The following is a 16,439-nucleotide window of genomic DNA, read 5'->3' on the forward strand; positions in this document are numbered from 1 at the left end:
GCCCTTGCGGCAGCGCAGCCAGAGCTCGCTCGATAGAAGGAGATTTACTGGTCATAGGGAGCCCGCTGGATAATGAACCGCACTAGAAGAATCCTTCTTCAATGGTCACCGTATCGCCCGGAAATACAGGCGTAGCCATCGAGGCTTCGATCGGTTTCTGGCTTGGGTCCAGGTTACGAATGATGGTGATACGTTTCGCCGACGCTCTGTCAGTCAGTCCTCCAGCGAGGGCCGCAGCACGGCGCAGCGTAAGCCCCGGTTGATAGGGGTAGCCGCCGGGCAGCTTCACTTCCCCGATGATGTAGAAATTACGGTATTCCAGAACGTTGACCGACACGCGCGGGCTTACTAGATAGGTACCCTTCAGCGCCGATAGCAGCAATTCCTCGACCTGCGCTACCGTTTTCCCGTTCGCTTTAACTTCCCCTACAAATGGATAAGAAAACGAACCAGCATCGGTTAACCTGAGCGCTTCGAATGTCAGATCCGGCTCGCCAAGTACTCGGATGTTGATTACGTCACCGGCTGACATTCGGTACTGAGAAGTTTCATCGGCGTACGATGTAACACAGACCAAGCCCAACAACAACGTCAACAACCGACAGATTATACGGATCGACATCATTGCTTTCGCGCTCCCTTTTTAAGCCCACTTTTTTTTGAAGCCAGACAGTCACTATAAGGCTTAAAGCCTGCCAGTTGCGTTCGTCCACGCTCCCGCCCAGAGTCCATATTTAATTCAGGGATTCTTGGTTCAATACTGTGTGTCGGCGTAGAAATGCTGAAACCAAAGATTGAGCGATGTTATGGATTATCCGCATGTATCGTCGTCGTTGCGACTGTCAGACGGCAGTACTGATTCAACAGTTTCAGCAGAAGGATCGCCCGCTCCGGGCCGTCCGACGCAAGGAAGACCGCATCTATGTCCAGATTCGGGCCGATCCTTACCTGAACTTTACTTCCAGGGGACGGGGCCTTATAACCCTTGCAGCGGTCCTTTATCTGCTCTATCAACTCGTTCCGAACCGGATAAGGACGATTATTGAATCCGACGACACGAAGCACTCCACGGGTGCAGCCCAGGCTGTGCCAGTTGGAGTCAGGAAAAAGGCGAACAAACATGTAGCCGGGAAATAAAGGCTGTTTTGTCCCCTGACTTGCCAGCTTGCCATCAGTTGCGCCCTCCGCCCGATCTATCGCCGGCAAATAACATACATATTCCTGCTCTGTCAGGTTCGCTAGCGCCCTGGCCTCTTGTCCGCGTTTGCAATGTACGAGAAACCAGGATTCGTCAGACCAAACAGTATCTTTCGCCATAGTCAAGAATCCGAAACTGGAAGTACCAATTGTAGTCCGCGCTTTAATCAGCGTTTTCAGCACCACTTGTCGTTTGTCTAAAGAAACTATGAGTGCCTTTTCTTACAGGCGCAAGTCCAGCAACTTTTATTAAAGAGTCTGAAATAACCGAAACTAGCGATTAGCTCCTCGCTCGTGTTGCTGTGATGCCGGCATATCATGGTTCAAGATTAATCCCAGACACGGGTCGAGCCTGCTCTGTATGCGTAGTGTGGTATCAGCTTCGTCTGCGCTTGATAATCGAGACAGTAGGCCTAACGAGCGTTTCGCCGGAGTGTGCAGAATCGCGTAAAAGCTGAGCAGCTGAGCTTGTGGGGATTTTTTTCCCTTGCGCCCGCCATTAATCCATTGGGCAGATCCAGCCAGCAGCTGCATTAGGCCGATTCGATAAAGTACCCTATCGCAGCACTGACGAACGGCTCAGCCTATAGGGTATCAGGCGACATATGGCTGCCAGAGAGCGAGATGCAGTGAACGACCCTGGCCGATACGGACGCAGAGCGAAGTTTCTGATGTGGTTCGGGAGAACCGAAACGCGAACCACCATGAGCGGTAGGGGCTGATGAGCTAGCTGCTGGGAAAAAGCCCGGTTCAGGGCTCATTGTTCAACGTGTCTGGTTGACGATTACTTCATGCGCAACTGCTCGCTCATCACCTTTGTGATGATCTGTTCGCACGTGTCGATGCCCTCCCAGGGGTCGTCATCCCCCTGCTCCTCCAGCCGCGGCATAAGGTTGCGGATTGTCCAGATGTTCGCGCCCTTGAGATCGGCCAGCTCGCTTCTGTGGATAGGCACTGAAACGGCAAGCCCTTCACGAGCGCGAACGGAATAGGCTGCCACGGTGCTCGCGCCCTGGCTGTTGCGCAGGTAGTCGATAAAGATTCGACCCACCCGGTTTTTGGGCCCGCTAACGGCGGAGAAATATTGTGGCATGAGCCTGGCCATGTATTTCGCGATTCCCTGGCTGAAGGCTTTTACCTCTGCCCAGCTATGGATCGGCTCGAGCGGAACGATGATGTGAAGCCCCTTGCCGCCGCTGGTCTTGAGAAACGACTGCAGGCCGATTTCGTCGAGCAGGGTCTGGGTCAGGTGGGTCGCCTCGACCATGCGTTTCCACGGCAATGCCGGATCCGGGTCAAGGTCCAGCACGAAGCGGTCGGGGTGATCGAGGACCGGCGCCACAGCGTTCCAGGTGTGCAGTTCGATGGTGCCCATCTGTGCCGCACTGATCAGCGCCTCGGTGCTGTCGATCGTCATCAGTGCGGCGTGCTTTGGAAACAGCGCGGTATCCAGCTGGGTGATATGGGGAATGCTCAGCTTTTCGGTGTGTTTCTGGAAGAACAGCTCCCCGTCAATGCCCTCCGGCGCGCGCACCAGGGCCAACGGGCGCTGCCTGAGGTGCGGCAATGCCCAGGGAGCTACTTCGGCATAGAAGCGGGCCAGCTCCATCTTGGTTGCACCGATGGACTTGTCGATGACGCGCTCGGGATTGGAGATTTTGATCTTGGCGGAGCTGGTCGATGATGCAGCCGCGGCCTGGCGGGTTGTCGCGGGCCTGGATGCCCTGGCCGCTTTCGCCGGGCGTTCGTGGGTGATCGCCTCGGCGGGCTTGTCCGAACGCAAGCCATGGAATACGGAATGGCGGACCACGCCCTGGCGGGTCATTTCCGCATAGGCGACTTCGCACATCAGCTCGGGCGCCAGCCAATGCGCACCACGCACATCCGCGGCGGGGGGCGCCTCCGCTAGCGCAGGCCTGTCGATCTCCAGCGGTTGCAGCTTGGCGTGCAGGCTCTGCAAGGTGGCCTGATTGAAGCCGGTGCCGACCTTGCCGGCGTATCGTAGATGGCCCTGTTCGTCGTGCAGGCCCAGCAGCAAAGCGCCGAAGCCGCTACGTGCACCCTTGGGGTCGGTATAGCCGATGATGACGAATTCCTGCCGGTTCTTGCACTTGATTTTTACCCAGCTGTTGCTGCGTCGAGACACATAGGTGCTTCCGGCGCGTTTACCGATCAATCCTTCGAGTTTCATCTGGCAGGCGCTTTCGAGCATGCTTTCGGGCTGCTCGGTGAAATCGGCGGAGAAACGCAGCAGCTCGCTCTCGTTCTGGCTGGAATCGAGGATCTGATGCAGCGCAGCCCGACGCTCCTCCAGCGTCACATCGCGCAGGTCCATTCCGTTCAGATAAGGCAGGTCGAACAGGTAGTAGAGAATGCTGCCGCTGCGGCCGGCTTCGAAGGCGTTCTGCAACGCCTGAAAGTCAGGCGTGCCGTCTTCATCGGGCACCACGACCTCCCCGTCGAGCCAGGCTGACTCCAGGCCCAGGCCGGCCAGCGCCTCGGCCTGTTGCGGCATTTTCTGCGTCCAGTCGTGGCCGTTGCGGGTGAAGAGCTGAACCTTGCCCGACTCGATACGCGCCATCACGCGATAGCCGTCGAACTTGATCTCGTACCGCCAATCGCCGTCAGGTACGGACTCGACCAGTGTCGCTAGTTGGGGCTTCAGGCTATCCGGCAAAGGAGCCCGCTTGGCACCGGTAAGGGTAACCTTCGGCTCGTCCTCCCGACTGCGCTTGCGCGCAGGAGTGTCGACCGGTTTTACGGCGGGTTCAGGCTTTGCCTTGCCGCGCTTTCGCGGTATCAGCGTCCGATCGCTGAGCACGCTATCGGGCAACTCCTTGACGATCTCGTATTCCTGCTCGGGCCGGGCGGCCTCGTCCTTGCTTTTGATCAGAAACCACTGCTCCTTGCCACCCTCCATCCGCGTGCGGACGAGGTTCCAGCTGCCGCTGAGCTTTTCGCCTTCCAGGCTGAACTTCAGCTTGCCTTTGGCGTAACCCTCGTGGGGGTCACCCTCGGGAATCCAGACGCCCCGGTCCCAGACGATCACATCGCCGGCACCATAATGCCCTTTGGGTATGCTGCCCTCGAAGGTCGCATAGTCCAGCGGGTGGTCTTCGACATGCACGGCCAGGCGCCGCGCCTTCGGATCGAGTGATGGGCCCTTCGGCACAGCCCAGCTTTTCAGCGTGCCATCTAGCTCGAGCCGAAAGTCATAGTGCAGGCGAGTCGCATCGTGTTTCTGGATGCAGTACTGAAGGGCCTGGCTGTTACCGCGCTTGCGTTCCTCCCCATTGCCCCCTGGCTCGGGCGTGGCGGAAAAGTCGCGCTTGCGGTTGTATTCGTCCAGGGCCATGGCAGCGACTCCATAGGAAGATTGAAGTTACAACCGCTCATCTGCCGGATGGTGGTCGCAAGGTGTTTACATCCTGGCAGGTCCTGCTAGCGTTTGTAGGACCTTGTCTTCAGCACAGGCTGAGGCTGGTTTTCCAAGGCGCCAACACGACGGGAGGAAGGATCATGGCAACACGTCTGCCACTGCTCACCATAGAGAACATCCTTCGTAACCACCTGCACCCGTTCCGTTGTGATTGTCATGCCCAGGAAGACAGCCGCTTGACCGTTCGCCTCTATGAGGGGCACGACGACGGCGAAGAACTCACCGTACTGGGTATCACCGATGACCAGTGCCGGGATGCGGCCAACCTTGTTCGGCTTGCCCAGGAGCTGCGATTCGAGCTCTATGCAACCCGCAGCGGCATGCCGGTGGCGGCAAATGCCGACAAGGTTGCCGACTGAGCGCTGCATCAGCGCCAGTCAGGCGACCCTGGTGCACGCTGGTTAGCGCTTGGCTTCGGTATGCGGCTCGGCCGAACGGGTCAGGTAGGCCTGGGTCAACTCAGCGAGATGGCTGCGCATCCATTCGGCCATGGCCACTTCCTCGCCAAGAATGCGGGTGCAGATTTCCGCTGTCTCCGTATCCCCTACTGCCTTGGCCGCCGCAATGAGGATCTCGTAGGAGGCGATTTCCAGGTTCTCGAAGACGTAGCCCATCTGGGCACCCTTGACGATTTCATCGTTGACCATCATGCCGCCCATGGCCTGCCCCATGGCTGTCATCTTGCCGCCCAGGTCCTTGAAGCCTGAGTAGGATTTGTCGTAACGGTGCAGACAGCTTTCGATCAGTTTGGCCTGGTTCTGCGTTTCAGTGATGTGCTGCTCGATGCGGGCCTTGAGCTGCGGATAGTGCTCGATGCGGCTGGCTTGCTTGCTCAGCATGGTTTCGGCCTGGGCTTCCATGGCGTGCGCGTCGCGCAGCCATTCGATCAATCGTTCGATACGGACATCGTTGCCGGTCTGTGCGCTATGCATGTCTTGTCTCCCACTGGTTTGGTATCAGTCGGGCGATTTCGCTGCCCTCTTGCTATGTGGAGAGACGTCGGGTCCGGGGAGTTCCGCAAACCCGACTGGCTGCACGCTGCCATGAACTTTGCAGGAGCGCTGCCAGTCATTGATGCAACGTTGAAAAGGAGCCCGCCTTATCGAGATCCTGGACCCCTTCCTGCAGTGGGAAAACTACATCACCGAGCCGGGGCTGCGTACGCTCTTGGCCTCCGCCCTGGTGGTCGTGTTGCTCAGCGTGTTCAGCCGGGTGTTGACGGCGGTGATGTTGCGTCTGGCGCGTGGCTTCCTGTTCACCAAAGCCGTGTCCGAGCAGCTGGAAAAACCCCTTCGGGTTCTGCTTCCCCTGCTGGGACTGCAGGCGGTTCTGGTCGCGGCCAACGACGATCTCATGCTGATCAGCCTTGCCCGCCGCCTCACCGCGCTGGTCATGATCGGCTGCTTCACGTGGCTCGCCATGCGTCTGTTGCGTGGTGTAGAGCAAGCGGTACGGCTGAAGAATCCGGTCGATGTCAGCGACAACCTTCGTGCGCGGCAGATCCAGACGCAGTCACGGGTACTGCTGCGCACACTAAGCTTCTTCATACTGGTGATTGGCGCCGCAGGAATGCTGATGACCTTCCCGGCTGCGCGCCAGTTCGGCGCCAGTCTGCTGGCCTCAGCCGGGCTGGCTGGTCTGGCAGCGGGGTTCGCAGCGCGGCCGGTGCTGGCCAATCTCATCGCAGGGATGCAGATTGCGATCACTCAGCCTATCCGACTGGACGATGTGGTCATCGTCGAAAACGAGTGGGGTCGCATCGAGGAAATCACCGGAACCTATGTGGTGGTGCGCATCTGGGACGACCGCCGGCTGGTCGTTCCGCTGCAGTACTTCATTGAAAAGCCGTTCCAGAACTGGACGCGACGCAACTCCAGCATCATCGGGTCAGTGTTTCTCTGGGTGGATTACTCGCTGCCACTGGAACCAGTGCGCGAAGAGTTGCGCCGGCTTTGCGGGGAGGTTCCGCAACTCTGGGATGGACGGGTTATCGTGCTGCAGGTGACCGACACGAGCGAAAAGTCGATCCAGTTGCGGGTCCTGGTGAGTTCGCCTGACTCATCGCGCAACTGGGACCTTCGTTGCCACCTGCGTGAAGCGCTGATCAACTTCATTCAACGCCAGTTCCCGCATTGCCTGCCGCAACTACGGGCCGACCTCAGCGTCGGGCGAAAGCCAAGCGTCGACCTGTCGGTGCCGGAGCATGTCGAGCCGGAGCGTCAGCCGCCGGTCTGAAGCGCAGATACCGCTGCATCATGGCGCACGCTCCTGCCCGGCTGCGGGTTTTCGGTGCGCAGCGACAGCCTGAGCATTGGGCTCGCTGTCAGTCTGCTTCACGCATCTTGCGTAGCAATTGTTCGTATCGGAAAGGCAACTGCTCTAGCCCGTAGTGTGCCGCCTGCTTGCGAATCTCTACCCGATCGCCTTCGAATTGCACGGTCTCGCTGACGCTGACTTGGCGCTCGCCTTGCATCAGCGCATAGGCGTAGCACTGGGTGCCGCCGGCGTCTTCCTCGTCGTTGTCGGCCACGCCCGTGTTGGCAATGGCGATGTCGGCAACGCTGGCGTTCAGCGCGCCGACGGCCATTTCGGTGGCGACTTCCTCGCTGGTCAGGCCAAAGGTTTCGATGGTTTCGAAACTCACATTCAGCAAACGGTTCTTCGCCTTGGGCGAGTAGACGACGAACCCACTGTCGAGTGCCTGGCCACATCCCGGGATATCGCCCAACAGTGAGGCCATAAAGCCACAGGTGCAGGACTCGGCAGTGGTTAATTTCATCTGCTTGTCACGAAGAAACCGCACGATTTCAGCTAGGTCTTGCATGGCTTTGGCTCCGGCGCTGGGCTTGGAAAAACATCGTCTTATCGGGATTTCCGAGGGGACGCCCGGAGCCAAAGTTCCCGCCCCTCAGAATCCGCTCAAAGGTGAGAACTATTTCACAGCGCCCCGGTCTTTTTTCAAGGTAGGGCCAGCGCAGCTCTACACCGCGCCACAAGCGGGCCCAATACAGAAAAAACAGTTTTGCCGTGCTCATGGTTTGCAGCGCTCTGATCGGCGCTGCGTGGGAGAAACGTGCTCGCATCAGGCCTGGCGCAGGCGCCGGCCGTTTGGGGAGATGTACTTATGAGTATTGCTGCTGTGACCGCTCGGCCTGTCCGCTTGAACACCACACAACGCCTGGCTCCGCCGACCGAGCGTCCGATGCTGCAATTGCGCAGCACTCAGGACGAAAAGAAAAAGATTCTCTTCGTGACATCCGAGCTGACCGACCTGGTGAAGACCGGCGGACTTGCTGACGTGTCCGCCGCCCTGCCCCGCGCCCTGGGCGATCGGCACGACGTACGGGTGCTGATTCCCGGTTATACCCAGGTGATGCAGTGCGGCCAGCCGATACGCATTGTCGGCAACGTGATGTCTCACGCCGACCTGCCCGCCTGCAAGGTCGGCAGGCTGGACATGCCCGACGGCCTGATCATCTACGTGCTGATCTGCCCGGAACTCTACGAGCGCGACGGCCTACCCTACGGCGACGAGCATGGGCAGGACTGGCCGGACAATCCGGTTCGTTTCGGGCGGCTGTGCATGGCCGCCACGGACATTGCCGGCGCCACCGCCGGGATTCGCTGGACACCTGATCTGGTCCATGCGCATGACTGGCCGACCGGGCTGACGCCTGCGTACATGCACTGGCGCGGTCTGACCACGCCAAGCGTTTTCACCATTCATAACCTGGCGTACCAGGGCAACATCGACATGAGCTTGCGACGCTCGCTGGCAATTCCGTTGGAGGCCTGCGGGCCGGAGCGCATGGAGTTCTATGGCGCGCTTTCGCTGCTCAAGGCCGGCCTCGCCTATGCCAACCACGTCACCACGGTCAGCGCGACCTACGCCAAGGAAATCACCACTCCGGAATTCGGTTGCGGCATGGAAGGTTTCCTCAGCATGAAGGCGCGCCAGGGCCTGCTCACCGGCTTGCTCAACGGCATCGAGGAAAGCTGGGAGCCGCGCAGCTGTTCGCATCTGGTCAGCCCCTTCGGTCCAAACGATTGGTCCGGCAAGCAGGCCAACGCCGCGCATGTCCGTGAACTCTTCGGCCTGGACGCCGGCAATGGCCCGCTGTTCTCCGTGGTGTCTCGCCTGGTCCACCAGAAAGGCATCGACCTGACCATCGCGGTCGCCGAAACCATCGTCGAGCGCGGCGGCCAGCTGGCCATACTCGGCCGTGGCGATCCGCACATCGAAGACGAGGTACGGCGTCTGGCAGAGCGCTTTCCTGGCCGCGTTGGCGCACATATTGGCTTCAACGAAACAGACGCGCGGCGTTTGTTCGCCGGCAGTGATTTCCTGCTCATGCCATCACGCTACGAACCCTGCGGTCTGAGCCAGATGTACGCCCAGCGCTTTGCATCGCTACCGATCGCACACCGCACCGGTGGCCTGGCAGACAGCATCGATGACGGCGTCACTGGATTTTTGTTCAACGAAGCCACCGTCGACAGCTACCGCAGCGCAGTCGAGCGCGCCCTGTCTGTTCATCAGCATGCACATTTGCTCAACGCCATGCGCTGCCGTGCCATGAGCGGGGGATTTTTCTGGCGTCACGCGATCGAACCCTATGACCGGTTGTACCAGCAGCTCCTGGGCGGACGACGCGAGGTCCTTGCCACTATCTAACGAGGTTGATCAATGCAGAATAGGCCTGCCCGCAACGGGCAACACGGACCGGTGCTACTGGATGAGTTCCGTACCCGGTTCAGGCTCTGGGCGCCAGACGCGCAAAGCGTCAGCCTGGTTATAGTCGATGGCGATACGCTGCCCATGCAGGAAGGTGAAGATGGCTGGTACAGCATCGAGGCCGATGTCGGAGCCGGCACGCAATACAGCTTTCTTATCGATGATGAGCTAGAGGTGCCGGACCCCGCGTCCCGCGCACAGTCGAAGGACATACATGACCCGAGCGTGGTGGTCGATCAGGCCGCCTACCAGTGGCGTAACCCGCAGTGGCAGGGCCGCCCATGGCACGAGACGGTTCTCTATGAATTGCATGTCGGCGCCTATGGCGGCTATGCGCAGATCGAACAGCGCCTACAGGCTCTGGCTGACCTTGGCGTTACCGCTATCGAACTGATGCCGCTCGCCGAATTCCCTGGAGACCGTAACTGGGGCTACGACGGCGTCCTGCTCTATGCGCCGGAAGCATCCTACGGCACGCCGGACCAGCTCAAGCACCTGATCGATACGGCCCATGGCCTTGGCCTGATGGTGTTCATCGATGTCGTGTACAACCACTTCGGGCCGGACGGCAATTACCTGCATCGCTATGCCAAGCATTTCTTCCGCCACGATCAGCAGACGCCCTGGGGCGACGGAATCGATTTCCGCCGTCGCGAAGTACGGGATTTCTTCATCGATAACGCCCTGATGTGGCTGATGGACTATCGCTTCGACGGGCTGCGCATGGATGCTGTCCACGCGATACCGGACCGCACCTTCCTGCCCGAACTGGCAGAGCGCGTTCGTGCCGAAACCGAGCCCGGTCGTCATGTACATCTGGTGCTGGAAAACGAGCACAACCTGTCCAGCCTGCTGGAGCGGGACTTCACCGCCCAGTGGGACGATGACGGCCATAACATCCTGCACACCCTGCTCACCGATGAAAGCCAGGGCTACTACGGCGACTACCACCAGGATTCGACAAACAAGCTGGTGCGCTTCCTCGGTGAAGGCTTCATCTATCAAGGGCACCAGAATCGTCGCGGAGAGACCCGCGGTGAACCCAGCAGCCACCTCTCTCCCACGGCCTTCGTGCTGTTCCTGCAGAACCATGACCAGACCGGCAATCGGGCATTTGGCGATCGCCTGATCAACCTCACCTCCGCTGACGCACTGAAAGCGGCGACGACGGTGCTGCTGCTTTCTCCGATGGTGCCGCTGCTGTTCATGGGTGAGGAATGGGGCGCGCGCGAGCCGTTCCTGTTCTTCACCAGTCACCATGGCGAACTGGCAGATGCCGTTCGTGAGGGCCGCCGTGGTGAGTTCGCCGAATTTGCGGAATTCGCCGACGAACACACCCGCGAGCGAATCCCCGACCCGAACGCGGTGGAAACCTACGAAGCCTCGAAGCCCGACTTCAGCAAGGTCGACGAGCCTGAACACGCCGAATGGCTTGCCCTGTATCGGCAACTGCTCCAGCTCCGGCACGCCCAGATCGTGCCTCGGCTGGAGGGCTCGCGGTTCATCGGTGCGGAGGCGCTTGGTGAAGGCGCCGCTCTGGCTCGCTGGCAGCTGGGAGACGGCAGCGAGCTGCGCCTGGAGCTGAATCTCGGCACCAGTGAGGTGGCCGTAACGCCCCCAGGCAATGCACGCCTGCTGCACAGCAGCGGTGACGCAAGCAGCGGCACGCCCGACAGGTTGCCGGCACGTACGGCCAGGATGTATTTGCGCGACTCAACCGGAGCGTCTCAATGAGCGATGAACGACTGCACCGCCTGGCCAAGGCGGCTGGCCTGTCCATCGAATGGGTAGACGCCGACGGCAAGGATCAGCGCGTCAAACCAGAAGTCTTGCGTGCCGTGCTCGGCGGCCTGGGCCTGCCTGCCGACAATGACGAGGATATCGACCGCAGCCTGAGCAAGCTCGACGAAGGCGAAGGTGCTACCAGCGTCCCGCCGCTGCTGACACTTGATCTGGGCACTTCGCTGGAGCTCAGCAAGTATTTCGAGCCTTCGGCCCGTTACAGCCTGACGCTGGAAGACGGCAGCCAGCATGACGGGGCGCTTGACGGTCAGGCACGCCTGCCGGCGATCGACACACCCGGTTATCACAGGCTGGACATCGCCGGTCAGCACCTGACCCTGGCTGTGGCACCGACGGCCTGTCCCAGCGTGGAGGACATCGCAGGTCCCGACACCTGGGGTCTGACCGTCCAGGTCTACGGGCTGCGCAGGCCGGGGGATGGCGGCCTCGGCGACACATTGGCACTCGAAGAAGTGGCGCGCAATGCAGCAGCGCACGGCGCCGACGCACTGGGCATCAGCCCGTTGCATGCAATGTTTACCGGCAACAGCGGGCAGTACAGCCCCTATTCTCCTTCGAGCCGGTTGTTCTTCAACATTCTGCACAGCGCGCCTGGCGCCATCCTCGGCGAAAAACCGCTGCGCATGGCGATCGAGTCCTGCGGGCTGGCCGAGGAACTTGAGCGTCTCGAGCAGCTGGACCTGGTCGACTGGGACGCCGCGTCCCAGGCCCGCCAGTGTCTGCTGCGCGCGCTTTATGACAACTTCACCAAGGGCGGAAACGCGCAGCAGGCCGACTTCGACAGTTTCCGCGAGGCCGGTGGCGAAGCGCTGGAAAATCACTGCCGTTTCGAAGCCTTGCACGCCGTCCTCCTCGGGGCGGAAGGCTTTGCGCAGCACTGGCGCGACTGGCCTGAGGAATACCGCACGCCGGAGAGCCCGGCGGTTGAGCGGTTCGCCAGCGAACATGCCGACGAGGTGAGCTATTACGCGTTTTGCCAGTGGCTGATCGCGCGCGGCCTCGAGCGCGCCCAGACCGCCGCGCGCAGCGCTGGCATGAAGATCGGGCTGATCAGCGATCTGGCGGTCGGTGCCGATGGCGGTGGCAGTCAGGCCTGGAGCCGTCAGGAGGAAGTCCTGGCTTCGGTCAGTGTCGGCGCGCCGCCCGACATCATCAACCGTCAGGGGCAAAGCTGGGGCATTTCAGCGTTTTCACCCTGGGGCCTGAAAGCACATGGGTTCCGCGCATTCATCGAAATGGTCCGGGCCAACCTGGCACACGCCGGAGGCATGCGCATCGACCACGTGATGGGCCTGATGCGCCTGTGGGTCATCCCTGCCGGGGCCGGCCCCACCGAAGGCGCCTACCTGAACTACCCCTTCGATGACTTGCTGCGCCTGCTCTCGCTGGAGGCCTGGCGCCGCAATGCGGTCATCCTTGGCGAGGATCTGGGCACCGTCCCCGACGGGCTGCGCGAGAAACTGGCGGCGCGCAAGCTGCTGGGGATGCGCGTGCTGTTTTTCGAACGCGACAATAACGGGACCTTCATCGCGCCTGAGAAGTGGCCAGCCACCGCGATCGCCACCTCGACCACCCATGACCTGCCCACCATCCACGGCTGGTGGACCGCCCACGATATCGACTGGCGGATTCGCGTCGGCCAGCATCAGGAGGATGAGCGCCCGGCGCAGCTGGAGGAGCGTGAGCGTGAACGCGCCGGTTTGCTGCGACTGCTTGCCGAATACGCGCCGGGCATCGAGGGCGATCTCGCCAATCCCGAGGTCCTGGCGGACGCCTGTGCGGTGTTCCTCGGAGGCACGCCGGCGCCGCTGGTCCTGTTCCCCGTCGAGGACGCCCTCTGTCTCCTGGAACAACCCAACCTGCCCGGCATTATCGATTCCCATCCGAACTGGCGGCGGCGCTATCCAAAGGAAAGCGCCACCCTGCTCGACGACACTGACTGCTCGCACCGCCTGGAGATGCTCTCCAGGGCCCGGATGCAGACCACTGGAAACAAAGACCGATGAGAGACCTTAGCGCCACGTTGCGACTGCAGTTTCATCGTGATTTCACCCTGGACGACGCCACTGCGCTGGTCGATTACTTTGCCGACCTGGGCATCAGCCACCTGTACGCCTCCCCCTTGCTGACCGCCCGTCCGGGCTCGATGCATGGCTATGACGTCATCGACCCGACGCGCATCAACCCCGAGCTCGGCGGCGAGCCTGCCTTGCGCCGCCTGGTCGAGGCCCTGCGCAGCAAAGGTATGGGTCTGATTCTGGACATCGTTTCCAATCACATGGCGGTTGGCGGCTCCGGCAATCCCTGGTGGCTCGACGTGCTCGAATGGGGCCGTCGCAGCCCCTACGCGCAATTCTTCGATATCCAGTGGAATTCGCCCGACCCCCTGCTCGAAGGCCAGCTGCTGGTGCCTTTTCTCGGCAGTGACTACGGCGAAGCCTTGCAGCAAGGCAAGATTCCCCTGCGCCTGGACGTCGAGAACGGAGCGTTTTACGCCGAGCACTACGAGCATCGCTTCCCGATCTCACCGCCTACCTACGGTGAAATCCTGCGGCTGACCGACCACTCGGAACTGCGTGCCCTGGCGCAGCATTTCGACGCATTGAAAACCGAGCCGGCGCCCTACCAGGCAGCACGTAACCTGCGTGCCGACCTGGCTCGCCTGCTGGAAGACAGCACAACCCGCCAGACGCTGGAAGAAGCCCTCAAGCACTACGACTCGACCACCGAGGAAGGCTTCAGGCGCCTGCATGGCCTGCTGGAGCGGCAGAACTACCGCCTCGCCAGCTGGCGCACCGCCGGCGACGACATCAACTGGCGTCGTTTCTTCGACATCAACGAACTGGGTGGTCTGCGTGTCGAGCGGCCTGTGGTGTTCGAGGAAACCCATGAAAAGATCTTCGAACTGATCACCGAGGGGTTGGTCGACGGCCTGCGCATCGACCATATCGACGGGCTGGCGAACCCGCGCGGCTACTGCCGTCGCTTGCGCCGCCGCGTCGATCGGCTCAATGCCGCGCGGCCCGCCGAGGCGGAGCAGGAACACGTGCCGATCTATGTGGAGAAGATCCTTGCCGAAGGCGAGCGACTACACGATGACTGGGGCGTGGATGGCACCACCGGCTACGAATTCATGAACCAGGTATCGCTGCTGCAGCATGATCCGGCCGGCAAGTCCGTGCTGTGCTCGCTGTGGAGCGAAACTGCCGAACGCCCCGCCGATTTCATGGAGGAGGTTCGTCAGGCGCGCCAGCTGGTCCTGACCGGGCCACTGGCCGGCGATTTCGAAACCGTTGCCCAGGCGCTGCTGCAGGTCGCACGCCATGACGTGATGACTCGCGACATCACCTTGGGTGCTATCCGCCGCGCGCTTCTCGAGCTGATCGTGCACTTCCCGGTGTATCGCACCTACGTTGCCGCGCGCGGCCGGCGCGAAGCCGACGAGCCGTTTTTCCAGCAAGCCCTTGCAGGCGCTCGCACCACGCTTGGCGAAGCCGACTGGCCACTGCTCGATCTGCTCGATCGCTGGCTGGGGGGCGAAGACCTGCGGTCATTGCCGCCGGGGCCGGCTCGACGTATTCGCCGCTATGCCTGCACCCGCTTTCAGCAGCTCACCTCACCGGCGGCAGCAAAGGCGGTCGAAGACACCGCCTGCTACCGCTCCGGCGCACTGCTGTCACGCAACGACGTGGGGTTCGACCCGCAGACCTTCAGCGCACCGGTCGAGACCTTCCACGCCGAGTGCCTGTCACGTGCCGAACACTTCCCGCGCAACCTGCTGACCACCGCCACGCACGACCACAAGCGTGGCGAAGACACCCGCGCTCGGATGACCGTGATCAGCGAGCGGGCCGAATGGTATGCCGGCAAGGTGCGCCATTGGCGCCAGCTCGCCTATGGTCAGCGCCAGGAACTGCCAGACGGGCCGGCCCCCTCGGCAGGAGACGAAATGCTGCTGTATCAGGTGTTGCTCGGCTGCTGGCCGATGGACCTGAAAACCGATGACAAGCCGGCCATGGAGGCGTTCTGTGAACGCATCATCAAATGGCAGGAAAAGGCAGTGCGCGAAGCCAAGCTGCGCAGCACCTGGACGGACCCCAACAGCGACTACGAAAGTGCCTGCCAGCACTACGTGCGTGGCTTGTTGCTCGGTGACGAGTGCAAGACGCTACGCGATGACATTGCGGCGGCGGCGATGGAACTGGCGCCCGCGGGCGCGCTGAACAGCCTGACCCAGACATTCCTGCGCATGACTACCCCAGGCGTACCCGACCTGTATCAGGGCGCCGATTACTGGGACTTCAGCCTGGTCGACCCGGATAACCGCCGGCCGGTGGATTTCGATCGGCGTCGCACAACCTTCAGCCTGGATGCACAGCCGGCCGAGCTGATGGAGCACTGGCAGGACGGCCGCATCAAGCAGTGGCTGATCGCGCGCACCTTGAAGCTGCGCCATGCCCAGCCACGGCTGTTCACCGAAGGGCGTTATATACCGTTGAAGGTCGAAGGCGAACAGGCAGACAGCCTGGTCGCCTTCGCCCGCGAACTCGACGGCACCTGGCTGGTGGTGATCGCAGCGCGGTTGGCGAGCGGACTGCTGGGCGATAGCCCTGTCCCCCAGGTCGCGCCGGAGCGCTGGGGCGACACCCTGGTTCGGTTGCCCGATGCGCTGAGCGGTCATGCGTTGGAGCGACTTTTTGACGGAATGGCAGTCACACCCAAACAAGAAGGTCTGGCGGTGATGGAAGTCTTGCAGCAACTGCCTCTGGCGCTATTACAGGTATCTATCAGTTCAACAGGAGAATCAGAACGATGACTAAACAAGAGCAGCGCATCCGCGAACTGGCGTACGACATCTGGGTGTCCGAAGGACGCCCGCATGGCGAGGACGAGCGTCATTGGCAGATGGCATGCAAGCTTGCCGAGGCGGAAAACGATACATCTACAGCCAAACCTGCAGCTCGCACCCGCAAGACCACAACCAAGCCGACGGATGCGACGCCTGCCAGCAAGGCGCCGAAAGCGGCCAAGGATGCGAAGGAACCCAAGGACGTCAAGCCAGCCAAGCCCGCGACGACGGCCAGGAGCAGCGCACGTCCCAAGGCCAAGGCCGGAACAGACGCTGCCGAGGGTACCCCCGAGGGCGTCAAGAAAACCCGCGCCCCCCGGGCCAAGAAAGAAAGCTGAACGACATCGCGTCACGCTGACGGACCAGTCCCCACAAAGGACTGGCGAATCGCGGCTCTCAACAACCATGCACAGCAC

At 61.3% G+C, this 16,439-nt stretch carries 12 protein-coding genes; 7 read left to right on the forward strand and 5 right to left on the reverse strand.

Translation table 11 applies throughout. The features are described 5' to 3' along the window. Nucleotides 1–82: 82 nt before the first annotated feature. The 3 genes from AC4LFW_RS07880 to ligD form a co-directional block, all read right to left on the reverse strand. Nucleotides 83–625: a polysaccharide biosynthesis/export family protein gene (locus AC4LFW_RS07880; RefSeq protein ID WP_491818542.1), complete on the reverse strand. Its 543-nt coding sequence runs from the start codon at nt 623–625 to the stop codon at nt 83–85. Between the two features lie 179 nt (nt 626–804). Beyond that, nucleotides 805–1,380 (reverse strand): transcription termination/antitermination NusG family protein, encoded by a 576-nt coding sequence (locus AC4LFW_RS07885; protein ID WP_491818543.1) that lies wholly within the window; start codon nt 1,378–1,380, stop codon nt 805–807. Nucleotides 1,381–1,981: 601 nt separating this feature from the next. Beyond that, entirely contained in the window at nt 1,982–4,552 is a 2,571-nt protein-coding gene (ligD, locus tag AC4LFW_RS07890; protein ID WP_491818544.1) for a DNA ligase D, read from the reverse strand. Between the two features lie 164 nt (nt 4,553–4,716). On the opposite strand from ligD, the gene AC4LFW_RS07895 reads away from it, so the two are divergent. Continuing rightward, on the forward strand, nt 4,717–4,995 hold the full coding sequence (locus AC4LFW_RS07895; protein ID WP_491818545.1) for a DUF1652 domain-containing protein: 279 nt from the start codon (nt 4,717–4,719) through the stop codon (nt 4,993–4,995). 42 nt (nt 4,996–5,037) lie between these two features. On the opposite strand, the gene AC4LFW_RS07900 is transcribed toward AC4LFW_RS07895, so the two are convergent. Next, the gene (locus AC4LFW_RS07900; protein ID WP_491818546.1) at nt 5,038–5,568 is read right to left on the reverse strand and encodes a ferritin-like domain-containing protein; all 531 of its coding nucleotides are present in this window, start codon (nt 5,566–5,568) and stop codon (nt 5,038–5,040) included. Between the two features lie 190 nt (nt 5,569–5,758). Here AC4LFW_RS07900 and AC4LFW_RS07905 point away from each other — a divergent pair, with 190 nt between their 5' ends. After that, on the forward strand, nt 5,759–6,871 hold the full coding sequence (locus AC4LFW_RS07905) for a mechanosensitive ion channel family protein (RefSeq protein ID WP_491820158.1): 1,113 nt from the start codon (nt 5,759–5,761) through the stop codon (nt 6,869–6,871). 88 nt (nt 6,872–6,959) lie between these two features. On the opposite strand, the gene AC4LFW_RS07910 is transcribed toward AC4LFW_RS07905, so the two are convergent. Beyond that, entirely contained in the window at nt 6,960–7,460 is a 501-nt protein-coding gene (locus AC4LFW_RS07910) for a CinA family protein (RefSeq protein ID WP_491818547.1), read from the reverse strand. Between the two features lie 300 nt (nt 7,461–7,760). On the opposite strand from AC4LFW_RS07910, the gene glgA reads away from it, so the two are divergent. Genes glgA through AC4LFW_RS07935 form a run of 5 tightly spaced genes read left to right on the forward strand, consistent with a single transcriptional unit; the run spans nt 7,761 to nt 16,361 of the window. Then, complete coding sequence (gene glgA / locus AC4LFW_RS07915; protein WP_491818548.1) at nt 7,761–9,311, forward strand: glycogen synthase GlgA; 1,551 nt, start codon at nt 7,761–7,763, stop codon at nt 9,309–9,311. A 12-nt stretch (nt 9,312–9,323) separates the two neighbouring features. After that, complete coding sequence (gene treZ, locus AC4LFW_RS07920) at nt 9,324–11,105, forward strand: malto-oligosyltrehalose trehalohydrolase (RefSeq protein ID WP_491818549.1); 1,782 nt, start codon at nt 9,324–9,326, stop codon at nt 11,103–11,105. Beyond that, a complete protein-coding gene (gene malQ, locus AC4LFW_RS07925; protein WP_491818550.1) occupies nt 11,102–13,180 on the forward strand; it encodes a 4-alpha-glucanotransferase in 2,079 nt (692 codons plus the stop codon). The genes treZ and malQ overlap by 4 nt, the downstream gene beginning before the upstream one ends. Next, on the forward strand, nt 13,177–15,990 hold the full coding sequence (locus AC4LFW_RS07930; protein ID WP_491818551.1) for a malto-oligosyltrehalose synthase: 2,814 nt from the start codon (nt 13,177–13,179) through the stop codon (nt 15,988–15,990). The genes malQ and AC4LFW_RS07930 overlap by 4 nt, the downstream gene beginning before the upstream one ends. Continuing rightward, a complete protein-coding gene (locus AC4LFW_RS07935; RefSeq protein ID WP_491818552.1) occupies nt 15,987–16,361 on the forward strand; it encodes a DUF2934 domain-containing protein in 375 nt (124 codons plus the stop codon). The genes AC4LFW_RS07930 and AC4LFW_RS07935 overlap by 4 nt, the downstream gene beginning before the upstream one ends. The last annotated feature ends 78 nt before the right edge of the window (nt 16,362–16,439 follow it).

It is taken from the genome of Stutzerimonas sp. C6.4V, assembly GCF_058536345.1.

What these genes read in the sequence shown, in the direction of transcription:
- AC4LFW_RS07910 (WP_491818547.1), bottom strand. Translation starts at nt 7,460, where the DNA reads ATGCAAGACCTAGCTGAAATCGTGCGGTTTCTTCGTGACAAGCAGATG.
- treZ (WP_491818549.1), top strand. Translation starts at nt 9,324, where the DNA reads ATGCAGAATAGGCCTGCCCGCAACGGGCAACACGGACCGGTGCTACTG.
- AC4LFW_RS07935 (WP_491818552.1), top strand. Translation starts at nt 15,987, where the DNA reads ATGACTAAACAAGAGCAGCGCATCCGCGAACTGGCGTACGACATCTGG.
- ligD (WP_491818544.1), bottom strand. Translation starts at nt 4,552, where the DNA reads ATGGCCCTGGACGAATACAACCGCAAGCGCGACTTTTCCGCCACGCCC.
- malQ (WP_491818550.1), top strand. Translation starts at nt 11,102, where the DNA reads ATGAGCGATGAACGACTGCACCGCCTGGCCAAGGCGGCTGGCCTGTCC.
- glgA (WP_491818548.1), top strand. Translation starts at nt 7,761, where the DNA reads ATGAGTATTGCTGCTGTGACCGCTCGGCCTGTCCGCTTGAACACCACA.
- AC4LFW_RS07880 (WP_491818542.1), bottom strand. Translation starts at nt 625, where the DNA reads ATGATGTCGATCCGTATAATCTGTCGGTTGTTGACGTTGTTGTTGGGC.
- AC4LFW_RS07895 (WP_491818545.1), top strand. Translation starts at nt 4,717, where the DNA reads ATGGCAACACGTCTGCCACTGCTCACCATAGAGAACATCCTTCGTAAC.
- AC4LFW_RS07930 (WP_491818551.1), top strand. Translation starts at nt 13,177, where the DNA reads ATGAGAGACCTTAGCGCCACGTTGCGACTGCAGTTTCATCGTGATTTC.
- AC4LFW_RS07900 (WP_491818546.1), bottom strand. Translation starts at nt 5,568, where the DNA reads ATGCATAGCGCACAGACCGGCAACGATGTCCGTATCGAACGATTGATC.